The organism is Thermus sp. CCB_US3_UF1 (genome assembly GCF_000236585.1).
Lineage (GTDB): Bacteria > Deinococcota > Deinococci > Deinococcales > Thermaceae > Thermus.
The window spans coordinates 2,024,656-2,037,082 of record NC_017278.1 but is presented as its reverse complement, the minus strand read 5'-3'; the positions used below and the strand labels follow the sequence as shown (position 1 = coordinate 2,037,082).

General features: G+C 70.2%; 13 protein-coding genes. 5 read left to right on the top strand and 8 right to left on the bottom strand.

Annotated elements, in window-relative coordinates:
- Positions 1-14 precede the first annotated feature (14 nt).
- Positions 15-395 (top strand): secondary thiamine-phosphate synthase enzyme YjbQ, encoded by a 381-nt coding sequence (locus TCCBUS3UF1_RS10165; protein ID WP_014516422.1) that lies wholly within the window; start codon positions 15-17, stop codon positions 393-395.
- Here TCCBUS3UF1_RS10165 and TCCBUS3UF1_RS10160 read toward each other — a convergent pair.
- The 3 genes from TCCBUS3UF1_RS10160 to TCCBUS3UF1_RS10150 are packed head-to-tail and all read right to left on the bottom strand — an operon-like array spanning position 392 to position 5,914.
- The gene (locus TCCBUS3UF1_RS10160; RefSeq protein ID WP_014516421.1) at positions 392-2,572 is read right to left on the bottom strand and encodes a bifunctional (p)ppGpp synthetase/guanosine-3',5'-bis(diphosphate) 3'-pyrophosphohydrolase; all 2,181 of its coding nucleotides are present in this window, start codon (positions 2,570-2,572) and stop codon (positions 392-394) included. The two genes, TCCBUS3UF1_RS10165 and TCCBUS3UF1_RS10160, sit on opposite strands and share 4 nt — an antisense overlap.
- Before the next feature lie 17 nt (positions 2,573-2,589).
- On the bottom strand, positions 2,590-4,845 hold the full coding sequence (locus TCCBUS3UF1_RS10155) for a hypothetical protein (RefSeq protein WP_014516420.1): 2,256 nt from the start codon (positions 4,843-4,845) through the stop codon (positions 2,590-2,592).
- A 10-nt stretch (positions 4,846-4,855) separates the two neighbouring features.
- Entirely contained in the window at positions 4,856-5,914 is a 1,059-nt protein-coding gene (locus TCCBUS3UF1_RS10150) for a mechanosensitive ion channel family protein (RefSeq protein WP_014516419.1), read from the bottom strand.
- Between the two features lie 41 nt (positions 5,915-5,955).
- Between TCCBUS3UF1_RS10150 and hemQ the strand changes: the two genes are divergently transcribed.
- Both hemQ and TCCBUS3UF1_RS12385 read left to right on the top strand, forming a co-directional pair.
- Positions 5,956-6,708 (top strand): hydrogen peroxide-dependent heme synthase, encoded by a 753-nt coding sequence (gene hemQ, locus TCCBUS3UF1_RS10145; RefSeq protein WP_041434043.1) that lies wholly within the window; start codon positions 5,956-5,958, stop codon positions 6,706-6,708.
- A gap of 3 nt (positions 6,709-6,711) precedes the next feature.
- Entirely contained in the window at positions 6,712-7,197 is a 486-nt protein-coding gene (locus tag TCCBUS3UF1_RS12385; RefSeq protein ID WP_014516417.1) for a chlorite dismutase family protein, read from the top strand.
- On the opposite strand, the gene TCCBUS3UF1_RS10135 is transcribed toward TCCBUS3UF1_RS12385, so the two are convergent.
- From TCCBUS3UF1_RS10135 to TCCBUS3UF1_RS10125, 3 genes are read right to left on the bottom strand one after another with little or no spacing between them, the layout of a single operon-like run.
- A complete protein-coding gene (locus TCCBUS3UF1_RS10135; RefSeq protein WP_014516416.1) occupies positions 7,194-7,808 on the bottom strand; it encodes a PepSY-associated TM helix domain-containing protein in 615 nt (204 codons plus the stop codon). The two genes, TCCBUS3UF1_RS12385 and TCCBUS3UF1_RS10135, sit on opposite strands and share 4 nt — an antisense overlap.
- Positions 7,786-8,325, bottom strand: a complete 540-nt coding sequence (locus TCCBUS3UF1_RS10130; protein WP_014516415.1) for a DUF2271 domain-containing protein — start codon at positions 8,323-8,325, stop codon at positions 7,786-7,788. Before TCCBUS3UF1_RS10130 ends, TCCBUS3UF1_RS10135 begins: the two co-directional genes overlap by 23 nt.
- Complete coding sequence (locus TCCBUS3UF1_RS10125) at positions 8,318-9,091, bottom strand: FAD:protein FMN transferase (RefSeq protein WP_014516414.1); 774 nt, start codon at positions 9,089-9,091, stop codon at positions 8,318-8,320. The genes TCCBUS3UF1_RS10130 and TCCBUS3UF1_RS10125 overlap by 8 nt, the downstream gene beginning before the upstream one ends.
- 91 nt (positions 9,092-9,182) lie before the next feature.
- Between TCCBUS3UF1_RS10125 and TCCBUS3UF1_RS10120 the strand changes: the two genes are divergently transcribed.
- A complete protein-coding gene (locus tag TCCBUS3UF1_RS10120) occupies positions 9,183-9,836 on the top strand; it encodes a response regulator transcription factor (protein WP_014516413.1) in 654 nt (217 codons plus the stop codon).
- Positions 9,826-11,052, top strand: a complete 1,227-nt coding sequence (locus tag TCCBUS3UF1_RS12380; RefSeq protein WP_014516412.1) for a HAMP domain-containing sensor histidine kinase — start codon at positions 9,826-9,828, stop codon at positions 11,050-11,052. The genes TCCBUS3UF1_RS10120 and TCCBUS3UF1_RS12380 overlap by 11 nt, the downstream gene beginning before the upstream one ends.
- Here the strand turns inward: TCCBUS3UF1_RS12380 and ruvA are convergent.
- On the bottom strand, positions 11,024-11,599 hold the full coding sequence (gene ruvA / locus TCCBUS3UF1_RS10110; protein ID WP_014516411.1) for a Holliday junction branch migration protein RuvA: 576 nt from the start codon (positions 11,597-11,599) through the stop codon (positions 11,024-11,026). The two genes, TCCBUS3UF1_RS12380 and ruvA, sit on opposite strands and share 29 nt — an antisense overlap.
- Positions 11,600-12,364 (bottom strand): enoyl-CoA hydratase/isomerase family protein, encoded by a 765-nt coding sequence (locus TCCBUS3UF1_RS10105; RefSeq protein WP_014516410.1) that lies wholly within the window; start codon positions 12,362-12,364, stop codon positions 11,600-11,602.
- Positions 12,365-12,427 lie beyond the last annotated feature (63 nt).

Here is a 12,427-nt window from a genome sequence, read left to right as displayed (position 1 = left end):
GTAGCCTATAGGGCATGAAGCGGCTTCGCTTCCGCACGCCCCAGGAGGGCTTTGTGAACGTCACGCGGGCGGTGGAGGAGGCCCTGGAGGGGCATACCGGCCTGGTTTACCTCTTCGTCCCCCACACCACCTGCGGCCTCTTGGTCCAGGAGGGAGCGGACCCCCAGGTGGCCCACGACCTCCTGGAGCGCCTGGCGGAGCTCGCCCCCCGCTTCCACCCCAAGGACCGCCACGCGGAGGGCAACACCCACGCCCACCTGAAAAGCCTCCTCACCGGGGTCCACCTCCTCCTCCCCGCCGAGGGAGGCCGGCTTAGGCTAGGCCGCTGGCAACAGGTCTTCTTGGCGGAGTTTGATGGGCCGCGGGAGCGGGAGGTCTGGGTCCGCCTCCTCTAGACCCAGCGCACCTCCTCCACGCTCCGCACCCCCTTGAGGGCCTGGACCAGGCTTTCCCGCTCCCCGTCCTGCACCGTGAGGCGGAGGCGGATGCGGGCCAGGGGGCCTAGGATGCGGGTTTCCGAGCCCAAGGCGCTCTTGCCCGCCTCGGCCACCACCTGCATCACGTCCCGGAGGAGTCCGGCCCGGTCCTGGGCCAGGACCTCGAGGGTGGCCACCTTCCCCCCTACCCCTTCCCAGTAGGCCCCCATCACCCGGTCGGCCTCCGGGCCCTGGAGGATGCGCCGCAGGTTGGGGCAGTCGGCCCGGTGCACCGTGACCCCCCGCCCCCGGGTGACGAAGCCCAGGATGGCGTCGCCCTTGGCGGGCTCGCAGCAGGAGGCCAGGCGGATGGGGGCCTGCAGGTCCTGCTCCAAGCGGATGCCCCACTGGTTCTTGGGCGGGGGCTTGGGTTTTTCCGGCTTGAGGAGGGCCTTGGGGTAGAGCTTCTCCGCCACCTGCTTGGGGGTGAGGCGGTTCAGGGCCAAGGCCAGGTAAAGCTCCTCCGGGGAAGGGGGGAGGCCAAGCCTCTTGGCCGCCTCCTCCAGCTGGCTGTCCGTGGGTTTAGGCAGGCCCTTCCGCTTCAGGTAGCGCTCCAGGAGGCCCTGGCCCCTTTCCAGGGTTTCCTGGCGCTCCTGGGCGCGGAAGTACTGGCGGATCTTGCTCTTGGCGCTCCGGGTCTTGGCGAACTCCAGCCAGCCCTTGGAGGGGTGGGCGTTTTTGGCGGTGAGGATCTCCACGATCTCGCCGTTTTGCAGCTCGTAGGAGAGGGGGACGATGCGGCCATTGACCTTGGCCCCCACCATGTGGTGGCCCACCTCGGTGTGGATGTGGTAGGCGAAGTCCACCGGGGTGGCCCCCTTGGGCAGGTTGATGATCCGCCCCTTGGGGGTGAAGACGAAGACCCGTCCCCCCAGGAGGTCCCGGGTAACCGCCTCCACGAACTCCCGGGAGCTGGAGAACTCCTGCTGCCACTCCTGGATGCTGCGGAGCCAGGAGATGCGCCGCTTCACCTCCTCGGGGTCGGTAAGCCCCTCCTTGTAAAGCCAGTGGGCGGCGATGCCGTACTCCGCCACTCGGTGCATCTCCCGGGTGCGGATCTGCACCTCCAGGGGCAGGCCCTCCAGGGCGATCACCGTGGTGTGCAGGCTCTGGTAGCCGTTGGGCTTGGGCACGGCGATGTAGTCCTTGACCCGCCCAGGAATGGGCTGCCAGAGGGCGTGGACCAGGCCCAGGACGTGGTAGCAGACCTGCTTTTCCCGAAGGGCCTGGCCCTCCTCCGTGGGGGCGGGCTTGGGGTCCAGGATGACCCGTACCGCCAGGAGGTCGTAGATCTGCTCCAGGGCCTTGCCCTCCCGCTCCATCTTCTTCCAGATGGAGTAGAGGTGCTTGGGGCGGCCCGTGACCTCAAAGCCCTGGAGCTGGGCCTGGAGGAGCTCGTCCTTCCTCAGGGCTTCCTCCAGGATGGCCATGGCCCTGTGGATCACCCGCTCCCGCGCCTCCTGGGTTTCCTGGATGCGGGAGAGGAGGGCGTGGTAGGCCTCGGGGTGGAGGTAGCGGAAGGAGAGGTCCTCCAGCTCCCACTTGAGCTGGCCGATGCCCAGGCGGTGGGCCAGGGGGGCATAGATCTCCAGGGTTTCCTGGGCGATGCGCCTTTGCTTGTGGGGGGGCATGTGCTCCAGGGTGCGGAGGTTGTGCAGGCGGTCGGCCAGCTTCACGATGATGATGCGCACGTCCTCCGCCATGGCGATGAACATCTGGCGGAGGTCCTCGGCCCGCTTCTCCTCCCCTTCCAGGTTGGCCAGCTTGTAGAGCTTGCTGACCTTGGTCTCCCCCTCCACGATGCGGCGCACCCCGGGGCCAAAGCGCCGCTCCAGCTCCTCCGGGGCCACGCCGCAGTCCTCCACGGTATCGTGCAGGAGGCCGGCGGCCACGGTTTCCGCGTCCATGCGCAAGGAGGCCAGGATCTCCGCCACCGCCACGGGGTGGGTGATGTAGGGCTCCCCGCTTTTGCGCAGCTGCCCCCGGTGGGCCTCCTCGGCGAAGAGGTAGGCCGCCTTCACCCCTTCCCGCTCCGCGGGGGATAGGTAGGCGAGCTGGGGTTCCAGGCGTTCCCAAAGGGTCAAGGCGCTTACCACTACCCTTTAGTGTAGCACTAGCGGGAAAGCTCCTGCAGGAAGGCGGAAAGGGCGCTTCGCTCCGTGAGGGCCACCAGGCCCTTCCCCTTCCAGGGAGCCAGGATCAGGGCCCGCTCCCCCATGAGGACCACCGCCGGGCCCCGTCCCCCGCCCAGGGCCTCGTTCAGGCGGTCCAGGGCCCGGCGGAAGTTTTCCAGGGCTTCCTTGGGCAGGGGAAGGGCCTCGTCCAAGAAGCCCAGGACCTCCACCCCCGGGAGGCGCAGGGGAGATAGGTCCTGGGGTTTTTCCCCCTGGTCAAACACCCCCAGGAGGGCCTCGAGGTCCGCTCCCCGGATCTCCTTCAGCACGCTCTTGGCGGCCTCCTGCTCCTTTTCCAGCTCCCGTAGCAGCTCCTCCGCCTGGCCCAGGGTCTTTTCCACCTGGAGAAGGCCCTGGGGGCCCAGGCGGGGTAGCTTCTCCTGGGCGCTTCTTAACACCTCCCGCAGGGGCCTGAGGCGGCGGGCGGTTTCGCTTTGAAAGCCCTGGAGGCGGGCCTCGGCCTGGAAGAAGGCGGTGAGGCGGGTGAAGAGCTCTTCCCGTTTGGCCTCCAGGCGGCGCTTCAGGGCCTGGAGGGCCCGGGCGATGGGGGCCGGGTCGGGCAGGGGCTTGCCCTTTTCCTCCTCCAGGGCCCGGAGCACCCCCTCCCCGCCAAAGCCGCGGAAGCGCTCCGCCAGGGCCTGGAGCCGGGAAAGCTCCTCCAAGGCCTCCTGCCGCCGGCGGGCCCGGGCCTCGGCCAGGCGGGCTTCCAGCCCCTCCAGGTCGGGAAGTTCCCCTTGGGCCAGGCGGGCCTCGGCGGCCTCCACCTCGGCCCCTAGGCCCAGGGCCTCGGCCTCGAGGCGGAGGGCCTTGAGGCGGCTTCCCGCCTCCGCCAGCTTGGCCCTTAGGGCGGCCTCCTCCCCTTGGGCCTTGAGGAGCTCGGCGTAGCGGGCCTGGATCCGGGCAAGCCCCTCGGCCAAGGCCTCTTTGGCCAGGGCCCTAAGTTCCTCGGCCAGGGGGCGGAAGGCCTCCCCCTTTCCCGTCAGTTCCCTGAGGAGCCCCTCCCGGGCTTCCTCCAGCCGCCTTTCCTCCTGGGCCTGGCGGCGGGCCTCTTCCTCCAGGCGCCGCAGCTCCTCCTCCAGGGGGAGGAGGTCGGGGTAACCCCCTTCGGCCAGGGTTTCCTCGGCCAGGCGCAAGGCCCCCTCCAGGGGGACCTTGGCCTTCTGGGGAAGGGGGAGGGTGCGCAGGGCCTCCTGGAGCTGGATAAGCCGGGCCCGCCTCTCCGCTCGCAGGTTGCGCTCGGCCTCCTGCAGGGCCGCCTCCAGCTCCCGAAGCTTCTCCCCTGCAGGGGTGCCGGCCTCGAGGAGGGCCTCCACCTCGGCCAGGAGGGGGCTCACCGTGGCCCGCCCCAGGAGCTGGCCGTACCGGGCCAGGAGCTCTTCCAGCTTCCGCCTTTCCTCCTCCACCTCCAGGGCCTGGATGCGCTGGCTGGCCTCCTCGGGCAGGGCCTCCAGGTCCACCACCAGCTCCCCCTCCAGCTCCGCGGCCTCTTCCACGGTGACGAAGACGTCCGTGGGGTGCTTGGGCCCCTCCTCCACCTCCTGGGTTTCGAAGACGATCTCCGGCAGGGTGGGGGAGCGCACCGCGCTGGACTCCAGGAGCTTGCGCAGCTCCAGGGCCAGGCTCCGGGCCCGCTCCACCTCCGCCTGGGCCAGAAGGCCTTCGGCGTGGGCCTGGCGCACGGTTTCCACCAGGTTCTCCAGCCGCCTTACCTTGGGCCCCCCCAGGTGGCGCACCCGCTCCAAGGACTCCTCCAGGTGGGCCAGGTCCTTGGCCTGGCGCAGGAGGGCCTCCTCCAGTTTCTCCTCCAGGGCCTCCAAGAGCGCCTGCCCCTCGGCCATAAGCCTGGGGTCCTCCCCCTGGCGCAGCCGGTTCACCAGGGCCCTGAGCCGGGCCACCTCCGGCCAGTCCACGTAGAGGCCGAAGCGCTTCAGGCCCCCTTCCAGCTCCTCCAAGGAGCCCCCTTGGCCCTCCAAGCGGGCCAGTACCCCCTCCACCACCCGCCGGGCCTCCTCGGGGCGCATACGGGCCTGGAGTTCGCGGAAGACCAGGCCCTTGAGCAAAAAGGCCCCGTCCTTGGGGGTGAGCTCGGCAGGCCGCTTCCCTAGCCGCTTTAGCCCCTCTTCCAGCACCGCCTCCGCCCTCGGCCCCAGGTGGGGGCGGAGGGCCTCCAGGATCTCCCCGTGGACGTCCGGCATCCCCTTTAGCCTACACCCCCTTTTCCAGCCTTAGGGGTTCGCCGAAGTAGACCTTCTGGTGGGGGTAAGGGATCTCAATCCCCTCCCGGTCCAGGCGGTTTTTGATGCGGCGGCGGAACTCCCGGGCCACCGGCCACTGCTGGGCGGGCTTGGTGCTGAAGAGCACCCGGAGGACCACCCCGCTTTCCCCTAGGGCCTGGACCCCCAGGACCTCAGGGGCCTCGGTGAAGCGCTCCCGCCACTCGGGGTCCCCATGGAAGCGCTCCACCTCGTCCCGGAGCACCGCCAGGACCCGGTCCAGGTCCTCCTTGTAGGCCACGCTCACGTCCACCACCGCCCGGCTCCACTCCTGGGTGAGGACGGTCACCTGGCGCACCTCGGAGTTGGGGAGGAAGTGGACCCGGCCCTCCAGGTCGCGCAGCACCGTGAGCCTCAGGGTGAAGCGCTCCACCTGGCCGCCCACGTTGCCGATCTGCACGATGTCCCCCACCCCGTACTGGTCCTCCAGCAGGATGAAGAAGCCGTTGAGGAAGTCCCGGATTAGGTTCTGGGCGGCAAAGCTCAGGGCGAGCCCCGCCACCCCTGCCCCCGCCAGGAGGGCGGTGACGTTGAGGCCCAGGTTGGAGAGGAGGAGAAGCCCACCCAGGACCAGGACCGTGCCCTTGAGGACGGATTCGGAAACCGCCCGCAGGGTACGCCGCCGCACCGCCTCCCGGGTGAGGGCCTCCTCGGGCTCGGGGAGGCGGGCCAGGAGGAGGGGGATGAGGCGGTAGGCCAGAAAGGTCAGGCCCAAGACCGCCAAGACGGCAAGCCCCCGGGCCCCCAGCCATAGGGTGAGGGCCTTCCCCCAGGAGGCGAAGGGCTCGTGAGGAAGGCCCAGGGCGTGGGCCAGGTAGCTGAGGGCGGCCAGAAGGACCATCCCCCACCACCCGTAGCCTAGGAGCTGGAACAAGCGGTTGTCCCGCGCCGTGGGGGTGAGGCGGCCCAACAAGTTCAGGGCCCGGGCCCCGTACCGTCCCAGGACCAGGGCCAGGAGGAGGGTGAGGGCAAGCTGGAGCAGGGTCGCCATGGGGTGAATATACAAAGGGGTTTCCCCGTATAGTGAAGGCCATGGAAGGGCACGTACCCGAGCCCACCTTTACCCTCGAGGGCTGGCACATCCTCCACGATTTCCGCCACCTGGACTACCCCGCCTGGCAGCAGGCCCCCTTGGCGGAGCGGCGGGCGGCCTGGGAGGAGGTACGGGCCCTCCTCGCCGCCTGGCGGGAGGTGGAGGCGGAGGGGAAGGGCTCTTTTGGGGTCTACCAGGTGGTCACCCAGAAGGCGGACCTCCTCTTCCTCAACCTCCGCCCCGACCTGGAGGCCCTGTTGGGGGTGGAGGAAGGCCTCAACAAAAGCCGCTTTGCCCGTTACCTGCGCCCGGCCTACGGCTTCTATTCCGTGGTGGAGCTGGGGAGCCAGACCGGACCCCTGGACCCCGAGGCCCCCTATGTGAAGCCCCGCCTGACCCCCAAGGTGCCCAAGTCGGGCTACGTCTGCTTCTACCCCATGAACAAGCGCCGGGAGGGGCAGGACAACTGGTACATGCTCCCCGCCCGGGAGCGGGCAGCCCTGATGAAGGCCCACGGGGAGACGGGGCGGAAGTACCAGGGGAAGGTCTTGCAGGTGATTAGCGGCGCCCAGGGGCTGGACGACTGGGAATGGGGGGTGGACCTCTTCAGCGAAGACCCCCTCCAGTTCAAGAAGATCGTCTACGAGATGCGCTTTGACGAGGTGTCCGCCCGCTTTGGCGAGTTCGGCCCCTTCTACGTGGGCCGCTACCTCTCCGAGGAGGCTTTGGCCCGCTTCCTGGGGGTAGACTGAGGCATGCTTTGGGCCTTTAGCCTCTTCCGCCTCCTGCCGGAGTTCCGCCGCCTCGAGGCGGAAGTCCAGGAGCACCTGAAGGAGGAGCTATCAGGGCTTTTCGCCCGCTGGCAGGCCAAGGGGGGTTTCCTGGCCCTCTACAGCCTGGTGGGGCTTTCCGCCGAGGCGGACCTCCTCCTCTGGCAGGGAGCCGCGGACCTGCGGGCCTTCCAGGCCTTGCGCCGGGAGATGCACCGCACCCGCCTCCTGGGATACCTGGAGCCCGTGGCCCTTTACCTGGACCGAGGGGAAGGGAAGCCCGGACCGGGGTTTTTGGCCCTCTTCCCCTTTGGCCTGGAGGGGGATCCCCCGGAGGGGGTTAGGGTCTTCCGCGGGGAGAACCTCCTGGCCCTGGAAGGGCCTCCGGAGCCCCTCTTCCCCTTGGCCTTGCGCCAAGGCGGCCACCTGGGGGCGTACAGGACCCCCAGGGAGGCCCTGGACGAGCTTTAGCCTGCGGCCCAAAGGGCCACGCCGCCGAAGAGCCCAAGGCCCAGGAGGAGGGTCAAGAGGGCTACCCGCCGGGTCTTGCGCAGGAAAAGGCCCAATAGCAGCCCGGTGAGGCTGAGGAGGGCCAGGAGGGAAGCGGAAAGGTCCAAAACCCATCTCCAGGCCCCCGGCGTGTCCCGGCCCTTGTGCAGGTCGTTGAGGGCGGCCACCAGCCCGGCCTCGCTGAGGGTCAGGGTGTAGGCCCCCGTCCTGGGGTCCACCTGGACATCCGCCCCATACCCGGGGGCCCGGAAGGAAAGCCAGGCCGTCCCGCCGCTTTCCCCGTGCTCGGCCACCCGCCCCCGGAGGCCGAGGCTCCGCAGGTCCTCCGCCAGGGCCAGCCAGGCCACCTTCTCCCCTTCCAGGTAGGGCGCATGGGGCAAGGTGCCGGAAAGCTTCCGCACCCTTCCCTCCCCAAACCACTCCGGGTGGTTCAGGGTGAGGCCGGTGAGGGCGAAGAAGAGCATGGCCAGGAGGGAAAACATGGAAAGGTAAAGGTGCAGGCCCCGGGCCCAGGTGTAGAGCCGGGTCCGCCAAGGGCTGGCCCCCAGCTTAGGCCTTCTTGCCGTAGTCAAGGGCCACCTCCACCAGCTCCCCCCTCAGGGAGTAGCTCTTCTGAAAGGCCTTCTCGCCCAGCTCCACCTTCTCCCGGAAAAGCTCGTAGGGGCCATGTTCCCGGGCGTACTCCACGCAGAGGTAATAGTTGCCCTGGGCCACGGCCTGGCCCCGTTCGTCCTTCCCGTCCCAGGCCACGGTGTACCGGCCTGGGGGCCGGGTGGGGCCGGAGAGGGTGCGCATGGCTTCCAGGCTGCCCAGGCTGAAGTAGCGCCGGAGCTCGTTCCACCACCGCTCCCCCTTCCCCGGCATGAGGAAGAGGGCCAGGGTCCGCACCAGGTGGCCCCGCTCGTCCTCCACGTAGACGGCCAGGTAGGGGGCGCGGTAGCGCAGCCCCCCGCCCCCGTAGGCGAAGCTGACCCTGAGCTCCATCCCCGGGGGCCAGGGCTTCCCCTGGGCCCGGACCAGGCCCAGGGCCAAGACCCCTCCCAGGACCCGCCTGAAGAAGCTCCTCCGGCTGTAGTAGCGCCTAAGCATCCTTCCCTCCCTCTGGGCAGGGCACGGGGCCTTGGGGGCCGAAGAGGTACCCTTGGGCGCCAAACCCCTTTAGGACCGCCCCCGCCTCCCGCCCCAGGACGAAGAGGGCCTTGGCCAGGCCGTCGGCCAGGAGGGCGCTGGGGGCTTGGACCGTGGCCTGGAGGCCAGGGGCGGGCTTCCCCGTGCGGGGGTCCAGGAGGTGGGCTCCCCGGTGGCGCACCCCGCTGGTGGCCACCCCTCCTTCCCCCAGCTTCAGGATCAGGGCCGGGGGGGCGTTGTCCGGGCCTCTGGGGGCCTCCACCCCCACCGCCGCCCAGCCCGGTCCCTTGCGGGCCAGGTCCCCCCCCAGGTTTACCAGGGCCGCCCGGGCCCCGGCCCTCAGGGCGGCCTCCGCGGCCCGGTCGGCCATGTACCCCTTGGCCAGGCCGTCCAGGTCCAAGGGGGCCAGGACCTCCACCTCCTCCCCGTGAAAGCGGAGGGCCTCCCCCCCGTGCCGGGGGGCGGGGTGGAAGGCCCCGCCCGTGGCCTCCTGAAGCCTCAGGGCCCAGGCCAGGACCTCCCGGAGTTCGGGGCTTGGCCTCCCCCCGCCCTGGCGCACCAGGCGGGTGAGCTCGCTTTCCCGGTAGCGGCTGAAGAGGCCTTCCAGACGCTCTATCTCCGCCACCACCGACCGGAAGGCCATCCCCTTGCGCCAAGGAGGGGCCAGGAGCTGGACCTCCAGGAAGCTTCCCAGGACGCCTTCCCATCTGGCCCCGTACCTGCCCATGCCCCCAAGGGTAGGGGAAGGCGGTTAGGGAAGGGTTAGGGGGGGCGGTAACCCCGGCCTAACCCGAGGGGGGCATACTGGAAGCGTGCAGATGCTCCTTTTGGAGGACGAGCCCCACCTGGGCCGGGCGGTGGAGGGGGCCTTGCGGGCCCAGGGCTACGGGGTGCGCTGGGCCAAGGGCCTCGAGGAGGCCCGGGAGGCCTTTTGCGAGCTGGAGCCCGACCTTTTGGTCCTGGACGTCCGCCTGCCCGAGGATCCCGATGGGGGGTTCCGCCTGGCCCAGGAGGCGCGGCAGGCGGGCTACAAGGGCCCCATCCTCTTCCTCACCGCCCGGGATGCCCTGGAGGACCGGGTGCAGGGCCTGGACCTGGGGGGGGACGACTACCTGGTGAAGCCCTTCCACCTGGAGGAGCTCCTGGCCCGGGTGCGGGCCCTGTTGCGCCGGGTGGCCGAGGTGAAGGAAAGCCGGGTGCGCCTGGGGCCTTTGGAGGCCGACCTGGCGGGCCGGGCGGTCTACCTGGCCGGACGGCGGGTGGACCTTTCCCTGAGGGAGTTCGCCCTGCTGGAGGTCTTCCTCCTGCACCCGGGGCGGGTTTTTTCCCCGGAGGAGCTGGCGGAGCGGGTTTTCGGGGATGGGGAGAAGGTGGGGGCGGTGAAGGTCTACGTCCATTACCTGCGGCAGAAGCTCCATCCCGAGGTGGTGCGCACCGTCCCCGGGGGGTACCGGCTTGGGCATGAGCCTTAGGACCCGGCTGGCCCTCTTCCTGGCCTTGGCCGTGGGGCTAGCCCTCCTCTTCCAGGGCGGGCTCAGCTACCTGGCCTTTAGGCGCCTGGTGGAGGCCGATCTGGACCAGTCCCTCTTCCTCTACGTCCACGCCCTTTCCGAGGGGCGGAGGCCCCCCAGGGGGGAGTTCGCCTTCCGCCTGGTCCAGGGGGAGGAGCGGCAGGAAAGCGCCAACTTCCCCCCCCTGCCCGACCTCCCCCCCGGGGCCTACTGGCGGGAGGGGTGGCGGGTCCTGGCCCTGGAGGTCCCGGGGGGGACCCTCACCGTGGCCCGGTACGATCCGGGGGCCGCGGCGGCCCTGCGCAACTTCCGCCTGGCCCTCCTGGGGGTGGGGGGGGTCCTTACCCTCCTTTTCGCCCTCTTGGCCTCGAGCCTGGCGGGGGTGGCCCTGAGGCCCCTGGCCCGCCTCACCGAGGTGGCCCGGCGGGTGGCGGACTCGGGGGACCTGTCCCACCGGGTGGCCCCGGAGGGCGGGGGGGAGCTCAAGGCCTTGGCGGAGAGCTTCAACCACATGCTGGAGCGGCTTGGGGCCTTTTTGGAGCGGGAGCGCCGCTTCACCCGGGACGCGGCCCACGAGCTCAGGACCCCGGTGGCCGCGGCCCTGGCCCAGCTGGAAGCGGCGGAGGCAGGCTACCTTTCCCGGGAGGAGGCCCTGGCCGCGGCCAAGGAGGAGCTTTTGCGCATGAAGCGCCTGGTGGAGGCCCTCCTGGTCCTGGCCCGGGAGGGACGGGTGGAGCGGGTGGCCCTGGACCTGGCGGCCCTGGCCCAGGAGGAGGCCAGGGCCTTCGGGGTCCCCTACCGGGGCCCGGAGGCCCTGCCCTTCCTGGGGGACCCCCTTCTCCTCGCCCAAGCCCTGAGGAACCTCTTGCACAACGCCTTCCTGCACGGGGAGGGCCGGGGGGTGGAGGTGGGGCTTTGGACGGAAGGCGGCGAGGCGGTCTTGGAGGTGAGGGACCAGGGGCCCGGCATGCCGGAGGCGGCCCTCAAGGAGGCGGGCCGGCCCTTCTTCCGCACCTCCCGCAAGCCGGGGGAGGGGCTTGGCCTCTCCGTGGCCAAAAAGGTGGCCGAGGCCCACGGGGGACAGCTTTTCCTCCTCCCAGGGAGCCCGTCCGGCCTGGTGGCCCGCCTGCGCCTGCCCCTCAACGCCCCTAGCGCAGGCGCTTCAGGGCCTCCTTGATGAGCTCCTGGGCCTTGGCCCCTGGGTTTTGGGCCAGGAGGTCCAGGACCACGGCCCGGGCCTGGCCCTCCTTGAAGCCCAAGGCGGCCAGGGCCAAGACGGCCTCCTCGGCGGCGGCGCTTTCCACCTTTGCCCCAATGGCCAGGTGGGGCGGCACCTTGCCCTTGAGCTCCAGGGCGATCCTTTCCGCCAGCTTCCTTCCCACCCCGCTGGCTGAGGTGAGGAGCCTTACGTCCCCTTCCGCCAGGGCCTGGGCCAGAAGCCTGGGGGGAAGGGCGGAGAGGAGGGAAAGGGCGGCCTTGGGCCCCACCCCGTTCACGGAGAGGAGGAGTTCAAAGAGGCTTAAGCTTTCCTCCTCGGGGAAGCCATAGAGGGCCAAGCCCTCCTCCTTGAGCTGGAGGTGGGTGTGGACCGCCACCTCTTCCCCTTCCCGCAGGCCCTGGACGAAGGAAGGGGGGGCCTGCACCTGGAACCCCACCCCCCCCACCAGGAGGAGGAAGCTCCCTTCCCCCTTGCGCAGGACCACGCCCTTGAGGTAGCGGACCATCTAGCGGCCCTGGAAGCGGGGCGGGCGCTTTTCCCGGAAAGCCCTCACCCCTTCCTCGTGGTCCAGGGTGCGCCCGGCCTCCCCCTGGAGGACGGCCTCAAGGGCCAAGGCCTCGGGGAGGGAGAGCCGGTGGCTTTCCAGGAGGAGCCTGCGCGTGAGCACGTAGGCCCGGGTAGGCCCCTGGGCCAGCTCCTGGGCCACGGCCAGGGCCTCCTCCAAAAGCTTTTCCGCCGGCACCACCCTGTGCACCAGGCCCAGGGCCAGCGCCTCCTCCGCCGAGAGCCTGGGGGAGAGGAGGAGGAGTTCCTGGGCCTTGGCCAGGCCCACCAGGCGGGGGAGAAGAAAGCTCATGCCGGAGTCCGGCACCAGGCCGATGCGCACGAAGGCGGTGCTGAAGCTGGCGCCGTCCGCGGCCATCCGGTAGTCCCCCCAAAGGGCCAGGCTCATCCCCGCCCCCGCCGCGGGCCCGTTCACCGCTACCACCAGGGGCTTTTCCAGCCGGCTCAAGGCCTCCACCACCCGGTTGTAGCGGCGGAGGTGGGCCTCGTAATCGGGCTTTTCCTCCCCGAACTCCGTGAGGTCCTGCCCCGCGGAAAAAGCCCGCCCCGCCCCCGTGAGGAGGACGGCCCGCACCTCTTGGTCCTGGTTGGCCTCCTGGAGGGCGGCCCAGAGTTCCTCCAGGACCTCCCCGGTGAGGGCGTTGAGCCTTTCGGGTCGGTTCAGGGTGAGGAGGAGGACCCCTCCTTGGCGCTCCTTCTGCACCATGGCCCCATTGTAAAGGACCGGGACACCTACACCGGATTTTGGTGTAGGGTAGGTAGGGGGTAT